The sequence below is a fragment of the Pseudoalteromonas sp. NGC95 genome, from assembly GCF_015864705.1.
Classification (GTDB): domain Bacteria; phylum Pseudomonadota; class Gammaproteobacteria; order Enterobacterales; family Alteromonadaceae; genus Pseudoalteromonas; species Pseudoalteromonas arctica.
In genome coordinates, this window is record NZ_JADYWR010000008.1 from 33588 (window position 1) to 56322 (window position 22735).

General features: G+C 39.2%; 23 protein-coding genes. 15 read left to right on the plus strand and 8 right to left on the minus strand.

The window, feature by feature from the left end:
• Nucleotides 1-5: 5 nt before the first annotated feature.
• The gene (gene plsY / locus I6E70_RS09100; protein WP_007584736.1) at nt 6-617 is read right to left on the minus strand and encodes a glycerol-3-phosphate 1-O-acyltransferase PlsY; all 612 of its coding nucleotides are present in this window, start codon (nt 615-617) and stop codon (nt 6-8) included.
• Nucleotides 618-847: 230 nt separating this feature from the next.
• On the opposite strand from plsY, the gene folB reads away from it, so the two are divergent.
• From folB to I6E70_RS09115, 3 genes are read left to right on the plus strand one after another with little or no spacing between them, the layout of a single operon-like run.
• Nucleotides 848-1207 (plus strand): dihydroneopterin aldolase, encoded by a 360-nt coding sequence (gene folB / locus I6E70_RS09105; RefSeq protein WP_197188563.1) that lies wholly within the window; start codon nt 848-850, stop codon nt 1205-1207.
• Entirely contained in the window at nt 1208-1696 is a 489-nt protein-coding gene (gene folK / locus I6E70_RS09110; protein ID WP_007584740.1) for a 2-amino-4-hydroxy-6-hydroxymethyldihydropteridine diphosphokinase, read from the plus strand. It abuts the gene before it with no gap.
• Nucleotides 1693-2493, plus strand: coding sequence for an undecaprenyl-diphosphate phosphatase (locus tag I6E70_RS09115; RefSeq protein WP_197188564.1), 801 nt, complete (start codon nt 1693-1695; stop codon nt 2491-2493). The genes folK and I6E70_RS09115 overlap by 4 nt, the downstream gene beginning before the upstream one ends.
• A 63-nt stretch (nt 2494-2556) precedes the next feature.
• Here the strand turns inward: I6E70_RS09115 and I6E70_RS09120 are convergent, their stop codons facing one another.
• Entirely contained in the window at nt 2557-3345 is a 789-nt protein-coding gene (locus tag I6E70_RS09120; RefSeq protein WP_007584744.1) for a hypothetical protein, read from the minus strand.
• 251 nt (nt 3346-3596) lie between these two features.
• On the opposite strand from I6E70_RS09120, the gene mpl reads away from it, so the two are divergent.
• Genes mpl through trmB form a run of 5 tightly spaced genes read left to right on the plus strand, consistent with a single transcriptional unit; the run spans nt 3597 to nt 7942 of the window.
• Complete coding sequence (mpl, locus tag I6E70_RS09125) at nt 3597-4952, plus strand: UDP-N-acetylmuramate:L-alanyl-gamma-D-glutamyl-meso-diaminopimelate ligase (RefSeq protein ID WP_197188565.1); 1356 nt, start codon at nt 3597-3599, stop codon at nt 4950-4952.
• A 1-nt stretch (nt 4953) separates the two neighbouring features.
• Nucleotides 4954-5574 carry a flavin prenyltransferase UbiX gene (locus tag I6E70_RS09130; RefSeq protein WP_007584746.1) on the plus strand — a complete coding sequence of 207 codons (621 nt, stop codon included), beginning with the start codon at nt 4954-4956 and terminating at the stop codon, nt 5572-5574.
• On the plus strand, nt 5574-6503 hold the full coding sequence (locus tag I6E70_RS09135; RefSeq protein ID WP_007584747.1) for an ABC transporter ATP-binding protein: 930 nt from the start codon (nt 5574-5576) through the stop codon (nt 6501-6503). The genes I6E70_RS09130 and I6E70_RS09135 overlap by 1 nt, the downstream gene beginning before the upstream one ends.
• Nucleotides 6504-7271: an ABC transporter permease gene (locus tag I6E70_RS09140; RefSeq protein WP_007584748.1), complete on the plus strand. Its 768-nt coding sequence runs from the start codon at nt 6504-6506 to the stop codon at nt 7269-7271. It begins immediately after the preceding gene.
• Nucleotides 7271-7942: a tRNA (guanine(46)-N(7))-methyltransferase TrmB gene (trmB, locus tag I6E70_RS09145; RefSeq protein ID WP_101217708.1), complete on the plus strand. Its 672-nt coding sequence runs from the start codon at nt 7271-7273 to the stop codon at nt 7940-7942. Before I6E70_RS09140 ends, trmB begins: the two co-directional genes overlap by 1 nt.
• Before the next feature lie 6 nt (nt 7943-7948).
• Here the strand turns inward: trmB and I6E70_RS09150 are convergent, their stop codons facing one another.
• A complete protein-coding gene (locus tag I6E70_RS09150; protein ID WP_197188566.1) occupies nt 7949-9832 on the minus strand; it encodes a bifunctional diguanylate cyclase/phosphodiesterase in 1884 nt (627 codons plus the stop codon).
• 264 nt (nt 9833-10096) lie between these two features.
• On the opposite strand from I6E70_RS09150, the gene panP reads away from it, so the two are divergent.
• Nucleotides 10097-11722: a pyridoxal-dependent aspartate 1-decarboxylase PanP gene (panP, locus tag I6E70_RS09155; protein ID WP_024594075.1), complete on the plus strand. Its 1626-nt coding sequence runs from the start codon at nt 10097-10099 to the stop codon at nt 11720-11722.
• Between the two features lie 53 nt (nt 11723-11775).
• Here the strand turns inward: panP and serA are convergent, their stop codons facing one another.
• The 5 genes from serA to metK form a co-directional block, all read right to left on the minus strand.
• Complete coding sequence (gene serA / locus I6E70_RS09160) at nt 11776-13005, minus strand: phosphoglycerate dehydrogenase (protein ID WP_007584756.1); 1230 nt, start codon at nt 13003-13005, stop codon at nt 11776-11778.
• A gap of 9 nt (nt 13006-13014) precedes the next feature.
• Nucleotides 13015-13668, minus strand: a complete 654-nt coding sequence (gene rpiA / locus I6E70_RS09165) for a ribose-5-phosphate isomerase RpiA (protein ID WP_101217710.1) — start codon at nt 13666-13668, stop codon at nt 13015-13017.
• A 53-nt stretch (nt 13669-13721) separates the two neighbouring features.
• Complete coding sequence (locus I6E70_RS09170) at nt 13722-14318, minus strand: 5-formyltetrahydrofolate cyclo-ligase (RefSeq protein ID WP_101164181.1); 597 nt, start codon at nt 14316-14318, stop codon at nt 13722-13724.
• Nucleotides 14319-14336: 18 nt separating this feature from the next.
• Nucleotides 14337-14885, minus strand: coding sequence for a hypothetical protein (locus tag I6E70_RS09175; RefSeq protein ID WP_165728434.1), 549 nt, complete (start codon nt 14883-14885; stop codon nt 14337-14339).
• 175 nt (nt 14886-15060) lie between these two features.
• Entirely contained in the window at nt 15061-16212 is a 1152-nt protein-coding gene (metK, locus tag I6E70_RS09180) for a methionine adenosyltransferase (RefSeq protein ID WP_007584761.1), read from the minus strand.
• 304 nt (nt 16213-16516) lie between these two features.
• Here metK and tkt point away from each other — a divergent pair, with 304 nt between their 5' ends.
• From tkt to I6E70_RS09210, 6 genes are all read left to right on the plus strand, one after another.
• Entirely contained in the window at nt 16517-18508 is a 1992-nt protein-coding gene (gene tkt, locus I6E70_RS09185) for a transketolase (RefSeq protein WP_197188567.1), read from the plus strand.
• Between the two features lie 184 nt (nt 18509-18692).
• A complete protein-coding gene (gene ppnP, locus I6E70_RS09190; RefSeq protein ID WP_002958974.1) occupies nt 18693-19007 on the plus strand; it encodes a pyrimidine/purine nucleoside phosphorylase in 315 nt (104 codons plus the stop codon).
• Between the two features lie 177 nt (nt 19008-19184).
• Entirely contained in the window at nt 19185-19541 is a 357-nt protein-coding gene (gene hpf / locus I6E70_RS09195; RefSeq protein ID WP_007584763.1) for a ribosome hibernation-promoting factor, HPF/YfiA family, read from the plus strand.
• Between the two features lie 202 nt (nt 19542-19743).
• Complete coding sequence (locus tag I6E70_RS09200; protein WP_197188618.1) at nt 19744-20919, plus strand: NRAMP family divalent metal transporter; 1176 nt, start codon at nt 19744-19746, stop codon at nt 20917-20919.
• 71 nt (nt 20920-20990) lie between these two features.
• Entirely contained in the window at nt 20991-21446 is a 456-nt protein-coding gene (locus tag I6E70_RS09205) for a GNAT family N-acetyltransferase (RefSeq protein WP_197188568.1), read from the plus strand.
• A gap of 187 nt (nt 21447-21633) precedes the next feature.
• Nucleotides 21634-22434 carry a hypothetical protein gene (locus tag I6E70_RS09210; protein ID WP_197188569.1) on the plus strand — a complete coding sequence of 267 codons (801 nt, stop codon included), beginning with the start codon at nt 21634-21636 and terminating at the stop codon, nt 22432-22434.
• The last annotated feature ends 301 nt before the right edge of the window (nt 22435-22735 follow it).

The window sequence follows — 22735 nt, forward strand, 5'->3', positions numbered from 1 at the left end:
ATATTTTAGATATTTTTGTTTTCATCGGTGGGTGCTTTTTTAGCACCCACTTTTGGTTCTTCCCCGCTAAATAATCGAATAATATTAGTACGGTGACGAAATATAATTAACAGCGTGATAAAAGTAACGGGAAGAGTATAAAGTGGTTTTATTAGCCATGTATATAAGGGCGCTAAAGATACAGCTACAAGCGCTGCCAGTGATGAATAGCGTGTTATTGCCACTATAACTAACCAAGTGCACACAAGTAAACCAGCCAATGATAAGCCAATAGGTAATAATGAGCCAAATGCCGTTGCTACGGCTTTACCGCCTTTGAAGCTAAAAAACAGTGGGTACATATGGCCTAAACAAGCAGCTACTGCGACTAAACCAAGCTCTAAAGGTTCAACTTCTAAAAAATAAGCTCCCCATACTGGAATAGTGCCTTTTAAAATATCAAACACTAAAACCAAGCAAGCCGGAAATGCTCCGCCTAATCTATAAACATTTGTAGCCCCTGGGTTGTTAGAACCACTATTACGAGGGTCAGGGAGTTTGAACAACCGCGACACTAAAATAGCCGACGAAATCGACCCAAGTAAATAAGCTAAAACAAACATTAAAGTGGCTAACACACGCTTCCTTATTTTTTAATTGCTATACCAATTGATAGTACTTTTAAGCTATTATTGGCAGCAAAATTTATCGTGAAAATTATTAACAGGCTATTTAATAGCTAGTTTGGTTATTTTGCTATTGTAGAAGTTATTTTCACATATTTAAACACTGGCTAAACCATATACAGTATTAATTTTATTGATGCCTTGTATAGTTGCTTAGTCGTTTGTTGTTATTTGGAGTATCAATGGATAAGGTTTTTATATCTCAATTGCACGTCGACACTATTATTGGAGTGTACGACTTTGAAAAAGAAAGTAAACAGAGCCTTTATTTTGATATTGAAATGTTTAGTGATATTAAGCCTGCAGCCGAAAATGACGATATTAATTTAGCACTGGATTACTCAAAAGTAAGCGAACGCGTTATTAAGCACTGCACTGCAAAACCTGTTGAGTTGCTAGAGACTTTGGTTGAGCAGTTGGCTGAGATTATTTTAAGCGAGTTTAATACGCCACAAGTTACTATAAGAGTAAGTAAACCTGCAGCAGTAGCACAAGCACAAACTGTGGGTGTTGAAATTACACGTGTTAAGGCAACTGACTAAATGGCTCAAATTTATATCAGCCTAGGGTCAAATATAAATAAAGCGCATTATATACAATGTGCATTAATTGCACTTAAGCAGCACTTTGAGCACATTGTGCACTCGTCTGTTTTTGAAAGTGAAGCAGTTGGGTTTGCTGGCAATAATTTTTATAATTCAGTAGTTGGCGCTACAACTGATATGTCGCTTGCTGATGTATGCGCTTTATTAAAACAAATAGAGCGTGATAATGGGCGTACAGCGAACGATAAAAAATTTAGTCCACGAACGCTCGATTTAGATTTACTGTTTTATGATGATGTAACTTGCGATTCCCCAGCGCAATTACCACGTGATGAAATAACTAAAAATGCATTTGTATTACAACCTCTGAGTGAGGTTGCCCCAGATTTTTATCATCCTGTAGCTAAGCAAACGATTGCGCAGTTATGGAATGAATATAATAACCCTCAACAAAAGCTATGGAAGGTGGAGTTTTCTAACCTATGAGTATTATCGAAATAATTATTTTAGCCCTCATACAGGGATTTACTGAGTTTTTACCAATATCGAGTTCTGCGCATTTAATTCTCCCATCGCAAATTTTAGGCTGGGAAGATCAAGGGCTTGCGTTTGACGTAGCAGTACATGTTGGTACTTTAATAGCCGTTGTTATTTATTTTCGTAAAGAAGTAGTAGATATACTAAGCGCATGGTTTAAATCTTTTGGTAAGCAAGGCACTACCGATGACAGTAAATTAGGCTGGTGGATTATACTAGGTACAGTGCCTGCCGCTATTTTAGGTTTACTTTTAAAAGACTTTATTGAGTTATATTTGCGAAGCGCTTGGGTAATTGCTACTACCACCATTGTATTTGGTTTGTTGCTTTGGTACGCGGATGCAAAAGGGAAACAAACTAAAACTATTTATCAGCTCAATTGGAAAACGGCACTTATCATTGGTTTCGCACAAGCTGTTGCAATGATCCCGGGTACTTCTCGATCAGGTATCACGATGACAGCTGGTTTAATGTTGGGTATGAATAAGCAAAGCGCAGCGCGTTTTTCGTTTTTACTAGCGATTCCGATTATTTCTATGATGGGGCTTTATTATATTGCAGAGCTTGCACTGGGTGACCATGTAGTTGATTGGAATACATTATTGCTTGGTGTGATGCTATCGTTCTTATCGGCTTATGCATGTATATTTATGTTTTTAAAAGTAATAGAGCGAATGGGTATGTTGCCATTTGTAATATATCGTTTATTACTCGGTGTCGGTTTGATTGTATTTTTAACGCTATAAACAAACTTAATTAGTAAAACCAAAAAAAGCACCTTTAGGTGCTTTTTTGGTTTTAAACTCAGCTTATAAATTTAATAAATAAGCTTCAATAAAGCGGCGTTGGTTAGCGGCTTTTGGCGCTGTTTTAAATATAAGTGTATTACCATTTTTACGTAGTTTTAGCTCATTAGTAAATTTACATTCGATAGCATTGAACTGAGCTATGTCGTTTTTAAAACTTTGGTCTTTTTCGCACATGTATGCCATTTCGTTTGCAACTTGTGCACAAAATGAACCCACTGGATATTCTTTTAGGTTTTCATCATCAATGCTTTCCCAATCAACATTGGTATTTATTTTTAATCCGCATTGCTTATCTATTTCGCTATTAGCGGCAGCTATATTTTTTTGTTGATACCCTAAATGCTTTTCACGATTAAACTTCGCTAGTTTAGCTTGAGTACCTTTATTTAACTGTTGATCGTATTGCGCTTTTAAATCTTCAACAATGGCAGGGTTTGACTCTTCTTTTTTTGATAAGTAAATTCCATCACGAGTGTCTGGAATATAAAGATTGTAAGAGCAACAGCGGTAGCCTTCCTCAACACTTACTAAACTTCTTTGTGTACCATCGTAAGTATATTTGTAAGCTTTATTACTACCATGAGGTTTTAAATCGGTTAAAAATACAATGCCATCAATATCATGGTTTATGCCTGTTACTTTTACTAAAGCTTGTTTTTTATCTGTTGTTGGGGCAATAACAACATTAACGCCTTCGCCCGAACTTAGTTCTATTGGGTACTTAGCAAATTCCAAAGCAAAGCTTTTTTGACTAAGTAAAATACAGGCTATAAAGAATAGTTTTTTCATATTAAGTCCTTTTTAAGTTTTAAAGTTATACAGCAAGCTGGTTTATAACATTGATAATAATTGATTAAAAGCAATACAGGGTAGGTGAGCGTGCCTATTTTTTGATTTTTAGCGTTTAAAAAACTAATTAACGTGTTTTTGGCACGAGTGAATTGTGCAGACGTACATAGTAACTAAGCACGAATTTTGGCATTATAGCGCCATTAAACTTTGCATAGCTGTAAAGTGAGCATACGATTTAAGGAAAGTATATGCATATACATATTTTGGGCATTTGTGGCACGTTTATGGGTGGTATTGCAGCCATTGCTAAATCATTAGGTCATAAAGTAACGGGTTCCGATCAAAACGTTTACCCACCAATGAGTACGCAACTTGAAGAGCTTGGCATTGAACTGACTCAAGGCTACGACGTATCTCAATTAGAGCCAAAACCAGATATGGTAGTTATCGGTAATGCAATGAGCCGTGGTAACCCGTGTGTTGAATATGTGCTTGATAAAGGCCTGCCTTATACATCTGGCCCTGAATGGCTTAAACATAATTTATTACAAAAATCGTGGGTACTTGCTGTAGCCGGTACGCATGGTAAAACAACCACAGCAAGTATGCTTGCGTGGGTATTAGAGTACGCAGGTTTAAAACCAGGGTTTTTAATTGGCGGCATAGTCCAAAATTTTGGTGTATCGGCCAAATTAGGTGAAACGCCATTTTTTGTTATTGAAGCCGATGAATACGACACAGCTTTTTTTGATAAGCGCAGTAAGTTTGTCCATTACCTTCCGCGTACACTTATATTAAATAATCTTGAATTCGATCACGCTGATATTTTCGAAGATTTAAACGCAATAAAAAAACAATTTCATCACTTAATGCGTACATTACCTCAAAGCGGCAAGGTAATTTGGCCTAAGCAAGACGTAGCGCTTAATGACGTAATAGCACAAGGGCTTTGGAGCGAAAGCGAAACACTCGGTGATGACTGGGGCTATGAATTAATAAAAGCCGATGGTAGTGAGTTTAATGTACTTTTAAATAACGAAAAGCAGGGCACTGTTTGCTGGCAAGCAATAGGCGAGCATAACGTTAAAAATGCAATTATGACTATCGCAGCAGCGCGCCATGTGGGTATAGCTGTTGATCATAGTATTGATGCCCTAGGAGAATTTATTAGCCCTAAAAGGCGTATGGAGCTAAAGGCTGATATAAATAATATTAAGGTGTATGACGATTTTGCGCATCACCCAACAGCAATTAAAACTACGCTTGCAGGACTGCGCGCAAAAGTAGGCGATGAAAAAATTATCGCTATTTTAGAGCCGCGCTCAAACACAATGAAAATGGGTGTGCATCAATATACATTATTAGATTCACTGCGTGATGCTGACGACGTACTACTTTTTGAACCAGAGAATCTAAATTGGTCGCTAAAAGAGCAAGCAGATAAAGCTGGTATGCAGTGCTTTAGCAGCACACAAACAATTATTGATACGGTGCTTAAAAATATTGAGCCTAATCAACATATTTTAATTATGAGCAATGGCGGTTTTAATGGCCTTCATCAACACCTTGTTGATGGTTTAGCTGATAAATACAGCGGAGAATAGTGTGCAATTTAAAGATAGAATTACGCTCGCTTTTAGCGGTGCATCAGGTGCGCCTTATGGTTTAAGGTTACTTGAAGTATTGCTTGAGCAGCAATTTCAAGTTTACGTACTTATCTCAAGTGCTGCGCGAGTGGTGCTTGATACAGAATCAAATATTAAGCTCTCTGGTAATGAAGACAAAGCCACTGAGCAGTTAAGTACGCTGTTTAATGCTAAATCTGGGCAGTTAAAAGTATACGGTAAAGATAACTGGTTTAGCCCTGTGGCTTCGGGCTCTGCGGCGCCTAAAAAAATGGTGGTATGCCCGTGTAGTGCTGGGTCGGTTTCTGCAATTGCAGTAGGGGCGTCAGATAACTTATTAGAGCGCGCCGCTGATGTGGTAATTAAAGAACGCGGACAGTTAATTTTAGTGCCGCGCGAAACACCGTTTAACGAAATTCATTTAGAAAACATGCTTAAGTTATCTCGTTTAGGTGTGACCATAATGCCAGCAGCGCCTGGCTTTTATCATAAGCCACAAAGTATTGAAGACTTAGTTGATTTTATGGTGGCGAGAATTTTAGATCATTTAAATATTGAACATAACCTAACAAAACGTTGGGGTTATGGTGAGGGTAAGTAATGAATAAGCAAAATATTGCTTTAAATATAGAAGGCCTTACCAAGGTTTATAAAAATGGTGTTGAGGCTATTAAAGGCGTTGATTTACAAGTTAAAGAGGGCGACTTTTTCGCTTTACTTGGTCCAAACGGAGCAGGAAAATCAACCACTATTGGTGTTATTTCGTCACTTGTTAATAAAACAAAAGGCAAGGTAGAAGTATTCGGTTGTAATATTGATACTGATTTAGAAGCTGCAAAAGCGCATTTAGGCTTAGTGCCGCAAGAGTTTAACTTTAGTCAGTTTGAAACACTTAGCCAAATACTTGTTAACCAAGCCGGTTATTATGGTGTGCCACGTGGCGAAGCCCATAAACGTGCTGATAAGTACTTAGCGCAGCTTGGCTTACTTGAGAAAAAAGACAAACAAGCACGTACGCTTTCAGGCGGTATGAAACGCCGATTAATGATTGCGCGTGCCCTTATGCACGAACCTAAGTTGCTTATACTTGATGAGCCAACAGCGGGGGTAGATATAGAACTTCGTCGTTCAATGTGGGATTTTTTACGCCAAATAAATGAGCAAGGCGTTACTATTATTTTAACTACGCACTACCTTGAAGAAGCAGAGTTACTGTGTAAAAACATCGCCATAATCGATAATGGCCGAATTGTTGAAAACACGACCATTAAAGCACTGCTTGCAAAGCTTGATAAAGAAACCTTTATTTTAGATTTAAAAATGCCAGCAAACCCTGTAACGCTTGAAGGTTATAAATTTACCATGACGGACGATCACACTGTTGAAGTAGAAGTCGCTAAATCTCAAGGATTAAATGCGGTTTTTAGTGCATTAACAACTCAAGGTAATACTGTATTGAGTATGCGAAATAAAGCAAACAGATTAGAAGAGTTATTTGTTGGATTACTAGAGCAAGGGCGGGGCGAATAAATGTTTAAATATGGCGTAGCCTTAAAGAGTTTGTGGATCAAAGAGTGCATTCGTTTTTTACGTATTTGGGTGCAAACTTTAGTACCGCCAGCAATTACGATGAGCTTATATTTTGTTATTTTTGGTAACTTAATTGGTTCACGCATTGGCGACATGGGCGGCTTTAGTTATATGGAGTTTATTGTACCTGGCCTTATAATGATGTCGGTCATTACTAATTCCTATTCCAACGTAGCCTCTAGTTTTTACTCAACAAAGTTTCAAAAAAGCATTGAAGAGCTTTTAGTTGCACCTGTACCTAACTACATCATTGTTCTAGGTTATATGGGTGGCGGTATGACGCGCGGTATTATGGTGGGCTTTATAGTTACCTGTGTATCGTTATTATTTGTTGATATTCAAATTCATAATATTTTTGTAATTATGGCGACGGTTATTTTAACCTCAGCTGTGTTTGCTTTAGGTGGCTTAATTAATGCGATTTACGCAAACAGCTTTGACGATATAAGCATTATCCCCACCTTCATACTAACGCCATTAACTTACTTAGGCGGTGTATTTTATTCAATTACGTTGCTGCCTGAATTTTGGCAGAATGTATCACAAATCAACCCTATAATTTATATGGTTAACGCATTTCGTTATGGTTTTTTAGGTGTGTCGGATGTTGATTTGAGCGTGGCTCTTGGGGTTATTTTAGTATTTATAACAGCGTTATTTACATTAGCGCTTACATTGATCAAAAAAGGTGTGGGGCTAAGACACTAATGAGTGATGCAAATTCACGTAGTATTGTATCTAATCAAGCGGGTATTCACGAAAAGCTTGATGAAATAGTAAATAAGCACTTAGATGCTGAATTTAAAAAGCCAATTGCAGCGCATACCCAAGCCGCATTTGAGGAGGTTAATGCTAAAGTACAAGCCTTTAGTGGCCCGCTTATTTTAGACTCGTGTTGTGGCGTAGGTGAAAGCTCAGCTAACTTAGCTAAGCGCCACCCAGATGCACTTATAATTGGTATTGATAAATCGTCGCACCGATTAGATAAGCACGATGTTGAATATAAGCAAACCGACAGTGGTCAGTACATCTTAGTGCAAGCAGACTTAAATGACTTTTGGCGTTTAGCGGTTGCTGCTAATTGGCAACCTACGCACCATTATTTGTTGTATCCAAACCCGTGGCCTAAATCTAAGCATATTCGTAGACGCTGGCATGGCGCGGCTATTTTTCCATTTATCGTTAAGTTAGGTGGAAAATTAGAAGTGCGCAGCAATTGGGATATTTACGTTAAGGAGTTTGCTCGGGCGCTCGAATTAACAGGCAACCCTTGCGATGTAACGCTTTATGAGTCAGACGATGCAATTACGCCTTTTGAGCGTAAATACTGGGCCAGTGGCCAGCAAAGCCACCGACTCGTTATTAACTTACCTCGCTAAAGTAAGTTAAAGTGCTAATTCTTCTTCTATAACCGTACTAACATGTGACACTGGGTGGGCAAAGTAGTTGCCTTGCATTAGTGTCACATTCGCCTTTTTAAGTGCGGTTACTATGGTTGCATTTTCTACCGACTCTGCCATTAATTGCAAACCAAGTTGATTAGCAAAACTGGCTATATGTTCAATAAATAAATAGATATCTTTGTCATTCACTATTTGCTTTATTAGTGCGCCATCTAGCTTAATACCATCTACTTCCAGCTTAAGTACGTTTGATATATTTGAATAACCACTACCAAAGTCATCAATAATAACCTTAACGCCTTTCGTTTTAACCATTCCAATAAATGCTTTCACCTCAGAAAAGTTGGCAATAGCTTGGGTTTCTAAAAGCTCTAGTGTGATATTACCAGGATGCGGGTAGCGCTTAAGTTCGTCCGCAATAAACTCACTTAAATTAGGGTCGAGCATATCTTGTGCTGTTATATTTAAACTCCAGCAAATATCGGTTTTTCTAAAGCGACTAACACATTGTGAAAATAGAGTACGGGTAAGTATTCCGTCCATTCTTGAGCGAGTAACAACATTTAAAAATGCATCAGGTTTCAACACTTCCCCTTGCGCCGTTACCATTCGAGCTAAACATTCGTATTGAACGACCTTGTTGGTATTTGTATCAATAATGGGTTGAAAGTAAGGCACTATACGGTTGTTATCAAACGCTTCACGCACCTCTTTAGCCATTTCAACATTGTATTGATATTGCGTTTTTACATCGTGTAGCGCTTTTGAGTAGTTAACTACGCTATGCCTGCCTTGTTTGGCTTGCAGTGCCGCTATATGAGCGTTTTCAAGTAGTAGTGATTTATTGCCACTGGCAATACCTGCACATAGGGTTATGTAAATAAAAGGGTCAGTTAACACTGGGGTATTAAAGTTATATGTTTTTACGAGATCGGTAAATTCGTCATTACTCATTTCTTTAGGCGCGAGTAATACTATTTTGTTGGTTGCTAGTCTGTATATATGGCAATGCGCAGAGCTTCTGAGTTTAAAGTGAATGAGTAAGTTTTTCATTACTTTATCACCCACTTCAGTGCCGTAGAAACTGTTTATATCTTCTATTTCATTAACCCAAATAACGGCTAACTGCATGTGATGAGCATTACTTTTTTTAATAAAGTACTCAAGAGCAATATGATTAGAAAAACCAGTACTTGAGTCAGTTGCTAAAGAGCGCTTTAGTAAATAAATATATATGGCGGCAACAAGTATCGCGATAAAAAAGAAGAAGCTCGCCATTGCAGCAGCTTTCGATACACTTTCTTTAAGTTTCTCGTTTAAATTGTAAATAGTTATATCGGCACCCGTTAAATAGGTATTGCCGTTAATAGGGTCAACGTAAGGAATAAAAATAGTTTTAAAGTGGCCCCACTGATCGCTCGATATTTCAAATACAGGCTCGGTTGAGTAAAAAGCACTTATATTTGCATCGGTAGCTTCAGGGTAGAGATCTAAAAATTGAGTTACCTTGCCATTATTCTGATCGTCTTGCGTGTAGCTTGATGAGCTAAAAAGCACCTTACCGTCTTTTAAAATCATTGAATAGACATAAGCAATATCAAGTGCTTGAGCAAACTCAGAGAGTTGTTTACTTTTATCTTGATAGTAAGAAAAACTTATGTTGTCGCCTTGATTAACCGCACTTAAGTAATTTTCACCTAGAATATGTTTAACGCTGGTGGCGGCATTAAGTAAGCGATTATCAACCGACTGCATTATTTCAGCACGCGTGGTTTGGTAAGTGTAGTAAACATAGGTAAGCAAGCTTATTAAAAATAAGCTAAAGCCTGCCACTATCCAACTAACTTTGACTCTTCCTTCTGGCATATGTGTCCCTTTTTTGTTATCAAATTTATTATACCCAAAATAAGTCAATGCCCAATAAATAATTAGGTTTGGTAGAGTTTTAATTAAATTATCATTTTTTTGTCATCGCTTTGATTGCTTTTATAGGTTTAAACGAGACATTTTAGTTATATTGCAGTAAAGTTAGCGCAATTTTTAAAGAAACACGATTGCTCTAAATGTCCTAATAATTAGGCGTTTTTGATGGGTAAGCGCGTGTTTTAGCTACACACACTAGGTATTGAGATGGATCAAAAGCGTTGTGCCGTCGCCTCTAAAGAAAGCCTTAAGCGTATATTTACTGTACCTGAAGCGCCAGACTCAACTTTAAGCAAAATCGAGCTTGAAATTTCGAGTAATTTAGCAGGTTTTCTAAACGAAAATATAGCGGCAATTGAAAAACCATTACATGAAATCGAAAAAGATTTTCAGTCGGCAGTGATCCCAGAGGATCCAACGTTTGTATCTGCTTATGCCCAAGACATAATGGAGCAACTTGTTGCACATTCTGTGCATACAGCTGCGCCTAGCTTTATTGGTCACATGACCTCTGCCTTGCCGCATTTCTTATTACCGCTGTCAAAATTGATGGTAGGGCTAAATCAAAATCTAGTAAAAATAGAAACGTCTAAAGCGTTTACGCCTCTTGAGCGTCAAGTGCTTGGAATGATGCATCATTTAGCTTATGGACAAGAAGACTCGTTTTATTCTAAATGGATGCACAGTGCTAAAACCTCATTAGGTGCATTTTGCTCTGGTGGAACGGTTGCTAATATTACTGCGCTTTGGATTGCTCGAAACCGCTTATTAAAACCCGATGGCGATTTTAGAGGTATCGGCGCACAAGGCCTAATTGCCGGTATGCTGCATTACGGCTATAAAGGTTTAGCAGTATTAATATCAGAACGCGGACATTACTCATTAGGTAAATCGGTTGATTTACTCGGTATTGGCCGCGATAACTTAATTGGCATTAAAACCTGCGAAAATAATAAAGTTGATGTAGGAGCTATGCGCGAAAAAGCACGTGAGCTTGAATCGCAAGGCATTAAAGTAATGGCGATTATTGGGGTAGCGGGTACAACCGAAACCGGTAATATTGACCCTCTTGATGAAATGGCCGACTTAGCACAAGACATTAACTGCCATTTTCATGTAGATGCTGCATGGGGAGGAGCAACCCTTTTATCGAACACGCATCGCCCTTTACTAAAAGGGATTGAGCGAGCAGATTCAATTACCATCGATGCACATAAACAAATGTATGTACCAATGGGAGCGGGCTTAGTTTTATTTAAAGATCCCGCTGCAACTGATGCAATAGAGCATCACGCTGAGTACATATTACGTAAAGGTTCAAAAGACTTAGGTAGCCACACGCTTGAAGGCAGCCGACCTGGTATGGCAATGTTAGTACATGCTTGCTTACGTGTTATTGGTCGTAAAGGTTACGAAATGCTGATTGATCGAAGCATCAAAAAAGCACATTACTTTGCTGATTTAATTAAAGCTGATGAAGACTTTGAGCTTATTTCGGAGCCTGAGTTGTGCTTATTAACGTATCGTTATGTACCTAAGCAAATTAAACAAGCAATAGCCGATGCTGATGCAGCAACTCGGTTAGATATTTTTGCTTCACTGAACCGTTTTACTGCCAGTATGCAAAAACGTCAGCGAGAGTCTGGTCGCTCATTTGTATCACGTACACGCTTAACGCCTTCTAAATACGACAATCAACCAACGGTTGTATTTAGAGTGGTCCTTGCTAACCCGCTTACCTCAGGCGCTATTTTAAAAGAGATATTAGCTGAGCAAAAAGAGTTGGCTGCAACAGATCCGGTATTCAAAAAATACTTAAGAAAGTATATGTAATCTAAATACAAAAAAGGGTCCATAAGGACCCTTCTTAATATCAAAAGTACTTATTAATGTAAAATACGTGCTCTAATTGTACCTTCAACAGCGCTTAGTTCTTTAAGTGCTACTTCAGATTGATCTGTATCTACATCAATAACTACATAACCAATAGATGCGTCTGTTTGTAGGTATTGCGCAGCAATGTTAATACCGTGCTGTGCAAACGCTTGGTTAATTTGCGTTAGTACACCAGGGCGGTTGTGGTGCACGTGTAATAAACGGCTACGATTAGCAAGCTCTGGTAGTGATACCTCAGGAAAGTTAACAGCTGTAATAGTTGAGCCATTATCTGAGTATTTAGCCAGTTTACCCGCTACTTCAATACCAATGTTTTCTTGCGCTTCTTGTGTAGAACCACCAATGTGCGGCGTTAAAATAACATTGTCGAATTGGCGCAGTGGCGATACAAATTCTTCATCGTTAGATTTTGGCTCAGTAGGGAACACATCGATTGCTGCACCACTTAGTTTTTTCTCTGTTAGTGCTTCTGCAAGTGCATCAATATCAACAACAGTTCCGCGTGAAGCGTTGATCAAAATAGATCCCTGCTTCATAACAGCAAGTTCTGCGCTACCAATAAGATTTTTAGTTTGCGGTGTTTCTGGTACGTGTAAACTAATAATATCAGAGCGTTGTAATAGCTGAGTTAGGTTGTGAACTTGCTTTGCATTACCCAGTGATAACTTATCTTCGATATCGTAAAACTCCACGTTCATACCGATATTTTCAGCCATAATACCTAGCTGAGTACCAATGTGACCGTAGCCAATAATACCTAATGTTTTACCACGTGCTTCAAACGAACCATTTGCTGTTTTTAACCAGCCACCACGATGAGCCGCTGCATTACGCTCTGGAATACCACGTAATAAAAGTAGGATTTCACCAAGTACAAGTTCAGCAACTGAACGAGTATTAGAAAATGGTGCGTTAAATACAGCAATACCGCGTTCGCGTGCTGCATCTAAATCAACTTGGTTTGTACCAATACAAAAACACCCAACAGCAACTAGCTTGTCAGCTGAGTCTAATACGGCTTGGTTAATATGAGTACGAGAACGAAGTCCTACAAAGTGAACATCTTTAATGCGCTCTTTTAATTCGTCCTCAGGTAAGGATGTTTTAACGTAGTCGATATTGCTGTAACCGTTACGTTTTAGCGTTTCAACAGCGCTTTGGTGAACACCTTCAAGCAAGAGAATTTTAATTTTGTCTTTTGCTAACGATACCTTACTCATAACCTCATCCTATTTAATTTGTGGCCCATTTTTAGTACCGATAATCACTTTATCAGCACCACGCATTGCAAATAGGCCGTTGGTAACTACGCCAACAATTGAATTTATTTGTGCTTCAAGTTGTTTAGCATTGGTAATTTTTAAGTTAAATACATCTAATATAACGTTACCGTTATCGGTAACTACGCCTTGGCGATAAACAGGGTCACCACCAAGCTTTAATAATTCTCGTGCAACGTAGCTGCGCGCCATTGGAATAACTTCTACCGGAAGCGGGAAGTCGCCTAATGTTTTTACTAATTTGGTGTCATCTACAATGCACACAAATTGTTTAGCTACTGCGGCTACTATTTTTTCGCGAGTGAGGGCTGCACCGCCACCTTTAATCATTTCGTTTTGATCGTTTATTTCGTCAGCACCGTCAACGTATACATCTAAAGCAGCAACGTTATTAAGCTCAAATACTTCAATACCTAACGCTTGTAGGCGCTCGGTTGAGGCTTCTGAGCTTGATACAGCGCCTACAATAGTGTCCTTTACTGAACCAAGGGCATCAATAAAGTGATTAACAGTAGAGCCTGTACCCACACCTACAATAGTGTTTTCTTTTACAAACTCGAGTGCTGCCCAAGCAGCTGCTTTTTTTAATTCATCTTGTGTCATTGCTTTGTGCTCATGTATGTCAGAAATATGCGGTTAGTAATCAAATTTAATTGTTACCAACAGTATGTTTTATCTGGGGTGATAATGGTTTTAAGTGGTACATCCCACGACTCGATTGGTAGGGCCTCAACTTTTTGGCATTCATGTGCAAGGCCAATTAGTTGCGGTTTTTGCCAATTTTGTTCATGTAAACGCGCCAATGTCCGGTCGTAAAACCCACCTCCCATTCCTAGGCGATTACCTTGTTTATCAAATGCAACTAATGGCATAAGGAGGTAATCAAGCACTGGTAATGGGCATATTTGAGAGCAGTTCAGCTTAGGCTCCAAGATACCATAGCGATTTGCTCTCATGGGTGAGTTTTTCTCATAGCGCTGAAATAGTAAATTAGCGCCATTGAATGGGTGTATTATAGGTAGGTAAACGGTATGGTTTAAACTCCATAATTCTTTAATTAACAATGAAGTGTCTAGTTCCCCATCGTTACTCAAGTAAATGGCAATATGCTTTGAATTCGTTGTTTTTTCGCTTTTTAAATGTTGAATAAAATTCATTTTTAGCGATTGCGCAGCAATTATTTGCTGATTATTTGACAAGTTTTTACGGGTATTACGAATTTCTGCTCTTATTTTTGCGCGTTTATTACTCATTAAATTAATTAGCCATTCTTAAAAAGAGAATAAATCGGGAAAAATTAAAAAAACAGCCAGTACGACTAGCAAAATGGTGGCAGTCGCAATCAATGAATATAAAAGTAAGTTACTGCGTTTTTTAGGAGGCGCTAAATCATCATCTAGCATTAGATCGTCACCTTGCCATTCGTCAATACTTTCGTCTGGTGCTTTTAATTGAGCTTCAGGAAGGCGTTGCTCTAACTCGTCTAGCTTTTCTTCAAGGCGAATTAAGCTGCTAGTGATGTAATCGAGTGCATCAAAAATACGTTCGTCACGTTGGTTGTTATTTGCAGCAGGGTTTGAGCCATTTTGAATGATGTTTGAAACAGCTTGAAGCTTACTTTTAATGCCTAAGCCTGCTAGTAACTTAGCCTGTTTTAACGCTTTGTCTTTATCGCTTGGTGCAAACAGTGGCTTACCTTTAAAAAAAAGAGCTACTTTTTCATCTGACGTTTTTAATTTTGCAGCTAAATTTGTGCATGCTGTTTTTATGTCAACGTTATCGGCAAGTCCTGCAAATATAACGCGAAAGTTATCGGCCATTTAACTGTCCCTAAAGCTTTTATAATGAAATGAGTATATACCTAAAGTACAAAAGAATTCGAGGTCGATTTAATAGTTATTTTGTAGACGCTCTACAAACAATATAGCGAATAAGTTTTAGATGCAAAAACGGCCCTTAAAAGGGCCGTTTTTAATTTACTACAACAATTTTGGCTTAAAGGCCAGCAGCTGCGCGAAGTGCGTCTGCTTTATCTGTACGTTCCCAAGGGAATTCGTCACGACCAAAGTGGCCATAAGCCGCTGTAGGAAGGTAGATAGGGCGCTCTAAATCAAGCATTTGAATTAAGCCGTAAGGGCGCAGGTCAAAATGTTCACGAATAAGCTCGATTAAACGGCTTTCTTCTAGCTTGCTTGTACCAAACGTTTCAACGCTGATAGAAGTAGGCTCTGCAACACCAATTGCGTAAGAAACTTGTAGCTCACACTTGTCAGCAAGACCAGCAGCAACAATGTTTTTAGCAACGTAACGTGCAGCGTATGCTGCTGAACGGTCAACTTTTGATGGATCTTTACCAGAGAATGCACCACCACCGTGACGAGCCATACCACCGTATGTATCTACAATGATTTTACGACCAGTTAAACCACAATCGCCCATTGGTCCGCCAATAACAAAGCGACCTGTTGGGTTAATGAAAAACTTAGTTGCACTTGTAATAAGTTCTGCAGGAAGTACCGGCTTGATGATTGTTTCCATCACAGCTTCTACTAAATCTTTTTGCGAAATGTCTTCGCTGTGCTGAGTAGAAAGTACAACAGCATCAATACCTACTGGCTTACCGTTTTCGTATGCAAAAGTAACTTGAGATTTTGCATCTGGACGTAACCAATTAAGCTCGCCGCTTTTGCGTACTTGCGCTTGGCGCTGTACTAAACGGTGTGAGTAAGTAATTGGAGCAGGCATTAGTACTTCTGTTTCGTTACATGCGTAACCAAACATTAAGCCTTGGTCGCCAGCGCCTTGCTCTTCTGGGCTAGTACGGTCAACACCTTGGTTAATGTCAGGAGACTGTTTACCAATAGTGTTCAAAATTGCACATGAATCGGCATCAAAGCCCATGTCTGAATTTGTGTAGCCAATGTCACGAATTGTTTTACGTGTAATTTCTTCGATATCAACCCATGCGCTAGTAGTGATTTCACCACCAACCATAACCATACCGGTTTTTACGTAAGTTTCGCATGCAACACGGGCATGAGAGTCTTGCTCTAGGATAGCATCAAGTACCGCATCAGAGATTTGATCGGCGATTTTATCCGGATGACCTTCAGAAACTGATTCAGAAGTAAATAAATGTTTTGCCATTGTAATTCTGCTCACAAATATTGCGCTTCACAAACGTCGGTATTAGCGCTAAAAAATTAAGGGGCGTATTTTATCGAAAACAAAACACCTTGCATAGTGTTTTTACGCCTAGACGTCTAAATAAAATTACTAATAACTTTTTGGTCTTAAAAAATATTCATAATGCCTCACTTTTATAGGGTTTTTAATTGCACACAGCCCCCACAATAAGTAAGAATGGTCGGTATAAACGAACCCAAGTTACTTGGGTGCATAAACAAACACATAAATACCCGCGCAAATACACATAAAGGTAGGAGAATTCATGCCATCTCGCAAAGAACTTGCAAATGCTATTCGCGTCTTGTCAATGGACGCAGTACAAAAGGCCAAATCTGGTCACCCTGGAGCCCCTATGGGCATGGCTGATATCGCAGAAGTATTATGGCGCGATTATCTAAAACATAACCCAACGAATCCAGAGTGGGCTGACCGTGACAGATTTATTCTTTCAAACGGCCACGGTTCAATGCTTATCTATTCTCTATTGCACCTAAGTGGTTACGACTTACCACTGGACGAAATTAAAAACTTCCGTCAAATGCATTCTAAAACACCAGGTCACCCTGAATATGGCTATGCACCAGGAATCGAAACTACTACGGGTCCATTAGGTCAAGGGATCACAAATGCCGTAGGTATGGCAATTGCTGAAAAAGCACTTGCTGCACAGTTTAACCGTGAAGGTCACGATATTGTTGATCACTTTACCTATGCATTTATGGGCGATGGCTGCCTTATGGAAGGTATTTCTCATGAAGCAGGTTCACTTGCAGGCACATTAGGTCTGGGTAAACTTGTTGCATTTTGGGATGACAACGGCATTTCAATCGATGGCGAAGTAGAAGGTTGGTTTACAGATGATACACCAGCTCGCTTTAAAGCATACGGTTGGCATGTAATTAGTGGTGTTGATGGCCACGACAGCGATGCTGTAAGTGCTGCAATTGCAGAGGCAAAAAGCGTTACCGATAAACCTTCACTAATTTGTTGTAAAACAATTATTGGTTACGGCTCACCTAATAAATCTGGTAGCCACGATTGTCACGGTGCTCCACTAGGTGATGACGAAATTAAAGCATCTCGCGAATTTCTAGGTTGGACTGGCGATGCGTTCGAAATTCCTGATGATATTTACGCACAGTGGGATGGCAAAGAAAAAGGCAAGCAGCTTGAATCAAGCTGGGACGAAAAATTTGCAGCATACGCAAAAGCATACCCAGAGCTTGCAACTGAATACAAACGTCGTATTAATAACGAACTGCCTGGCGATTGGGCTGCAAAATCACAAGCGTACATTGAGCAATTACAAGCAAACCCTGCAAACCCAGCGTCTCGTAAAGCATCGCAAAATGCATTAAACGCATTTGGTCCGTTATTACCAGAATTTATGGGTGGTTCAGCCGATTTAGCAGGCTCAAACTTAACAATTTGGGATGGCTCTAAAGGTTTAACACGCGATGATGCAAGCGGTAACTACATTTACTACGGTGTACGTGAGTTTGGTATGTCGGCAATTATGAATGGTATTGCCCTTCATAAAGGCTTTATTCCTTACGGTGCTACGTTCTTAATGTTTGTAGAATATGCAAAAAATGCTGTGCGTATGGCTGCATTAATGAAGCAACCAAGCATTTTTGTATACACGCACGATTCAATTGGTTTAGGTGAAGATGGTCCAACTCACCAACCAGTAGAGCAAATTGCAAGCATGCGTTTAACGCCTAACTTATACAACTGGCGTCCATGTGACCAAGTTGAGTCGGCAATTGCATGGCAACAAGCTATTGAGCGTAAAGACGGCCCTACATCGCTTATCTTTACTCGCCAAGGTCTTGAGCAACAAGCACGTGACGCACAGCAATTAGCAGACGTTAAAAAGGGTGGTTACATCCTTAGCTGTGACGGCAATCCAGAGATTATCTTTATTGCGACGGGCTCTGAAGTGCAACTAGCACAAGATTCAGCAAGCGAACTACGCAGCCAAGGTAAAAAGGTACGTGTTGTATCTATGCCATGTACTGATGCCTTTGAAGACCAAAGCGCAGCATACAAAGAAAGCGTATTACCGGCATCTGTTTCACGCCGCGTAGCAGTAGAAGCTGGTATTGCTGACTACTGGTACAAGTACGTAGGCCTAAACGGCGCAGTAGTAGGTATGACTACCTTTGGTGAGTCAGCACCTGCAGGCGAGCTGTTTGAGCACTTTGGTTTTACAGTGGCAAACATTGTAAGCAAAGCAAACGAGCTTTTTTAATCGCTTTGATTAAATAAAGTAAGTAATTGAAAAACCCGCACATGTTGCGGGTTTTTTTATGCCCTTACATGAAGCAACTTCACCTTGAACAATGCAGCTTTCCTTGCAAGAAAGTAAGCTATCAGGCAAGGTAGTGCGATAAAATTTACAAATAAAAATCTTAAATTAATAGCAGGAGCTAAAAATGCCAAAGTTCGATAACGTGAGTGTAGTAAAAAAAGCCAATGTATATTTTGACGGAAAAGTGTCGAGCCGTACCGTTATTTTAGGTGATGGCGAAGCGAAAACGTTAGGCTTTATGCAACCAGGTGAGTTTGTTTTTGATACAAACCAAAAAGAGTGCATGGAGCTTTTAGCTGGCCAATGGGATATTTTATTACCAGGTGCAAGTGAGTGGAAAACATTTAACGCGGGTGAATCGTTTAATGTTGATGCAAATGTAAGCTTTAAAGTAAAAGTATCTGATTTTGCTGACTACTGTTGTTCGTACACAGATTAATCAGTACAGCTAGACGTCTGAAAGCCCATGCACTATGGGCTTTGCATAAACTTTGCGCAACTCATGATTTAAATCACCAAAAACCGCAAATAAACCTCAAATATCTCTCTTTTTTCCTTGTGTTAATCTAAATAGCCCCCAATACTATTTATGAGGTAACAAATAAAAGGATACCCTATGAAAATTAATCTTTCTGGTCACCATGTTGAAGTTACTGACTCTATTAGAGAGCACATCAACGAAAAATTTTCAAAAATCGAGAGCCATTTCCCATCGCTTATTGCACTCGAAATTATTTTGTCTAAAGAACATCATAAAATCCAAGCTGAAATTAGCACTAATTATGAAGGCACGCGCATATCGGTAAAAGGGGAAAACGAAGTTATGTACCCTGCCATTGCAAGTGCAGCTAAAAAACTCGATGCAGCACTAAAACATCGAAAAGGGCAGATAAAAGCAAACTTACACGAAAAGCCTGTTAGCACTACACCTGAAATCGCACACGAGATCATCCAAGAGATGGATCTTAAATAAAATTTAGTCACAAAGTATTGTAAAAAAGAGCCGTATGGCTCTTTTTTATTGCCTGTAATTTAGGTAAGTTATGCGTTCTTGCAGTTTATTAATTATAAAAATTGATAAAAAGAACACACAACACACATATTTTGAGAAATTAATGCACAAAACAAAAGCAGTATGGAAATCTCGACTAGGTGCGCTTGGGCCTGGGATCCTAATGGCAACGGCCGCTATTGGCGGATCTCACCTAGTTGCGTCTACACAGGCTGGAGCAATATTTGGCTGGCAATTATTTTGGCTTATCCTCGTTGTTAATGTTTTAAAGTACCCGTTTTTTCGCTTTGGTATGGAATACACACTCGCCACTAAAAACAGCCTAGTGGAGGGCTATAAAAGCAAAGGTCCGTTTTACTTCTACAGTTTTATTGGCTTAAACATTGTTGCCGCCGTAGTTAATACCGCCGGCGTATTACTGCTTACCGCAAGCTTACTGCATTACGCCTTACCCGTGGTTATTGAAGTAACCTTGCTTTGTTGGATGCTGCTGGGTGTATGTTTAGTTATATTGCTACTTGGGCACTTTAAAGCGCTTGATAACGTTGCCAAAGGCATTATGGGGCTGCTTACGCTCGCTACTTTGATTGCCCTTGCCATTGCATTTAGTAACGGCCCAATGGCACCTGCTGATTATGTGGGACCTTCACCGTATGAACTTGCCATGCTTAGCTTTATGGTGGCTTTAATGGGCTGGATGCCAGCCCCTATCGAAATATCTGCATTAAGTTCTTTATGGCTAAAAGAAAAACAAGCGCAGCAAACAGTGACTAAAAGCCAAGGCTTGTTCGATTTTAACGTAGGTTACTGGCTTACAGCTGGCTTAGCATTAGTATTTTTTAGCTTAGGTGTATTAGTGCAGTACGGGCAAACCAGTAGTATAGAACTTGGCGGTGTCGCGTTTGCCAAGCAGCTTATTGATATGTACGCATTAACAATAGGCGAGTGGGCAAGGCCGCTTGTATCAGCAATCGCCTTTTTATGTATGTTTGGCACTACACTCACCGTGCTAGATGGCTACGCCCGTACGCTTAACGAATCTCATAAACTACTTGGCTTTAAGCAATCAAAACACAGTCTAAATATTTGGTTAATACTACAAGCACTTGCCGGTATGGCGGTTATTTTATTTTTTAAATCAGCCCTTGGCCCCATGCTTACGTTTGCTATGACACTTTCATTTGTTACAACGCCTGTATTTGCATGGCTCAACTTTAGCCTTGTGCGCTCAGAGCCTGCTATAAAGCACAGCGTGCTATTACGCAGCTTAACGTGGTTAGGGCTAGTGTATTTAGTAGGTTTTGCTGTCGCTTTTGTAGTGTGGAAACTAGCATTCTAAATACAGCCACTTACTTTAGGGTTTTAATTAAAGCCCTAAAGCATTAAATTCTAGGATTAAACGAGATATAAATGGATATTAAAATAGGTGAGCTTTCAAACCCACACGTTATAAAGCTACTACAAGCACACCATAACGATATGCTAAAACAATCACCCGTTGAGAGCGTACATGCACTTGATGTGAGTAAACTCACTCAGCCCGATATAACTTTTTATAGCTTATGGATTGATAATAATTTAGCGGGTGTTGGTGCTTTAAAAGCACTAAATACAACGCATGGCGAAATTAAATCAATGCGCACATCAAGCAGCTATTTACGCCAAGGCATAGCGGCTAAATTGCTCACCCATATTATTGAGCAATCCACACTGCGAGGTTACAAAACGGTAAGCTTAGAAACCGGTACCGCTGAGGCATTTTTACCCGCACAAAAGCTTTACACTCAATTTGGTTTTAAAGAGTGCGAACCATTTGGTGATTATGAGCTAGACCCGTACAGCTTATTTATGAGTAAAGTGCTTTGAACAAAAATGAACGAGAAAGTAAGGTTTTATAGTCAGACGACGTATATATTATTTGTATGGCGGCTCAGAGCGTGAAGCTGACAGTTAAAAATTATGATGTATGAAGTCAAGATTTGATACTTTGCTTTTATAAGGGGAAGCCGAGATTGTGTTATGTTACTAGATGTCTATATAAAGGAAATGTTAAATGCTTAAGCATCTAAAAGTAAAAGTAGGTCGACTTTATATAAATTACTTCTTTTGGCTCGCTCTTTGGCTTTCAATAGCAACTCTTTTATATGGCTCATTTATAATTCTATCAGCAAAGGGAGTGTCTAGTAATATTTTAGCAAACTTTGGAAGCTTTTCTGGTGGAATGGCTACAGTTGTAGCTGCTCTTGTTGCTGTAAGAGAATTTATATTATTTAGGCATAATCAAGGTGTTAAAGAGTTTAGAGAGTTTCTCAGTAAACAGGTACAATCATTGCCTAATTTTGTTCTTGAGATGGCTGATGAGGCTTATTTACTATTTGCTAAGTTGGATCGTAAAGCTCAAGAAGATTTAAAAATACCCGAAATAATTAATGAAATACAAGAGCTTGAGAATGAGTTGAAGCTGCTTGAAGAAGCGGTTTCTATCCGATACCACCAGCTAAGTGCACAGGCTGCTAATATTTTTTCTATGAGTACATACTTAGAAATATTAATAGGCACTAAAACTAAACGTTTGCTTTGTATTTTAGAAGAGTTAGAAGACGCAATTCATAATTACGAGTTGAGAGCTAATTATTATACCAGTGCAGTCTCAAAAATGAGGAGCTCAGAAATAAAGTGTGGTTACGTAGTTAATAATAAAAACGAGTTTATATCGCACTATCCTGGCTTAGATTACAAACGAAAAGGATCACTATTTCATAGGATGCCAAAGCTCCTAGGAGCTAAAAGTAATTCAATAATAGGAGAAGTTTTTAAAATATATGAAGAGTTAGAAAAGTTAAAGATAACTTAAATTTACGACCATAAAAGAAACTTCTATTTCTAAAGAACCACAAGTATGAGAGGTGTTTAGCTTGCATACGATTAACGTGGTAACTCGGGGTGTTTCTAGTAAATTCTTCATTTTTGTCGGATGGCGTGGCTTCGCTACTTATTCGACCTACGTCAAAAGGTAGGTTGGTTAAGCCGAAGGCGCCACCCAACAGAGTTTCAGATACACGCCTAGAAGGTTAGCTGCAGGAACTGAACTGTCGTTAGTTCGCATCTAACTCAGCTCTTTTATCGCTCCACTGACCCCATCTAAACTAAGCGCA

Bases quoted from the DNA above. Each gene is read 5' to 3' on its own strand.
- folK (WP_007584740.1), top strand. From the start codon at position 1,208: ATGGCTCAAATTTATATCAGCCTAGGGTCAAATATAAATAAAGCGCAT.
- I6E70_RS09205 (WP_197188568.1), top strand. From the start codon at position 20,991: ATGGATATTAAAATAGGTGAGCTTTCAAACCCACACGTTATAAAGCTA.
- folB (WP_197188563.1), top strand. From the start codon at position 848: ATGGATAAGGTTTTTATATCTCAATTGCACGTCGACACTATTATTGGA.
- serA (WP_007584756.1), bottom strand. From the start codon at position 13,005: ATGAGTAAGGTATCGTTAGCAAAAGACAAAATTAAAATTCTCTTGCTT.
- hpf (WP_007584763.1), top strand. From the start codon at position 19,185: ATGAAAATTAATCTTTCTGGTCACCATGTTGAAGTTACTGACTCTATT.
- I6E70_RS09210 (WP_197188569.1), top strand. From the start codon at position 21,634: ATGCTTAAGCATCTAAAAGTAAAAGTAGGTCGACTTTATATAAATTAC.
- I6E70_RS09115 (WP_197188564.1), top strand. From the start codon at position 1,693: ATGAGTATTATCGAAATAATTATTTTAGCCCTCATACAGGGATTTACT.
- rpiA (WP_101217710.1), bottom strand. From the start codon at position 13,668: ATGACACAAGATGAATTAAAAAAAGCAGCTGCTTGGGCAGCACTCGAG.
- ppnP (WP_002958974.1), top strand. From the start codon at position 18,693: ATGCCAAAGTTCGATAACGTGAGTGTAGTAAAAAAAGCCAATGTATAT.
- I6E70_RS09170 (WP_101164181.1), bottom strand. From the start codon at position 14,318: ATGAGTAATAAACGCGCAAAAATAAGAGCAGAAATTCGTAATACCCGT.
- I6E70_RS09200 (WP_197188618.1), top strand. From the start codon at position 19,744: ATGGCAACGGCCGCTATTGGCGGATCTCACCTAGTTGCGTCTACACAG.
- tkt (WP_197188567.1), top strand. From the start codon at position 16,517: ATGCCATCTCGCAAAGAACTTGCAAATGCTATTCGCGTCTTGTCAATG.
- mpl (WP_197188565.1), top strand. From the start codon at position 3,597: ATGCATATACATATTTTGGGCATTTGTGGCACGTTTATGGGTGGTATT.
- I6E70_RS09140 (WP_007584748.1), top strand. From the start codon at position 6,504: ATGTTTAAATATGGCGTAGCCTTAAAGAGTTTGTGGATCAAAGAGTGC.
- I6E70_RS09135 (WP_007584747.1), top strand. From the start codon at position 5,574: ATGAATAAGCAAAATATTGCTTTAAATATAGAAGGCCTTACCAAGGTT.
- panP (WP_024594075.1), top strand. From the start codon at position 10,097: ATGGATCAAAAGCGTTGTGCCGTCGCCTCTAAAGAAAGCCTTAAGCGT.
- metK (WP_007584761.1), bottom strand. From the start codon at position 16,212: ATGGCAAAACATTTATTTACTTCTGAATCAGTTTCTGAAGGTCATCCG.
- I6E70_RS09175 (WP_165728434.1), bottom strand. From the start codon at position 14,885: ATGGCCGATAACTTTCGCGTTATATTTGCAGGACTTGCCGATAACGTT.
- trmB (WP_101217708.1), top strand. From the start codon at position 7,271: ATGAGTGATGCAAATTCACGTAGTATTGTATCTAATCAAGCGGGTATT.
- I6E70_RS09120 (WP_007584744.1), bottom strand. From the start codon at position 3,345: ATGAAAAAACTATTCTTTATAGCCTGTATTTTACTTAGTCAAAAAAGC.
- I6E70_RS09150 (WP_197188566.1), bottom strand. From the start codon at position 9,832: ATGCCAGAAGGAAGAGTCAAAGTTAGTTGGATAGTGGCAGGCTTTAGC.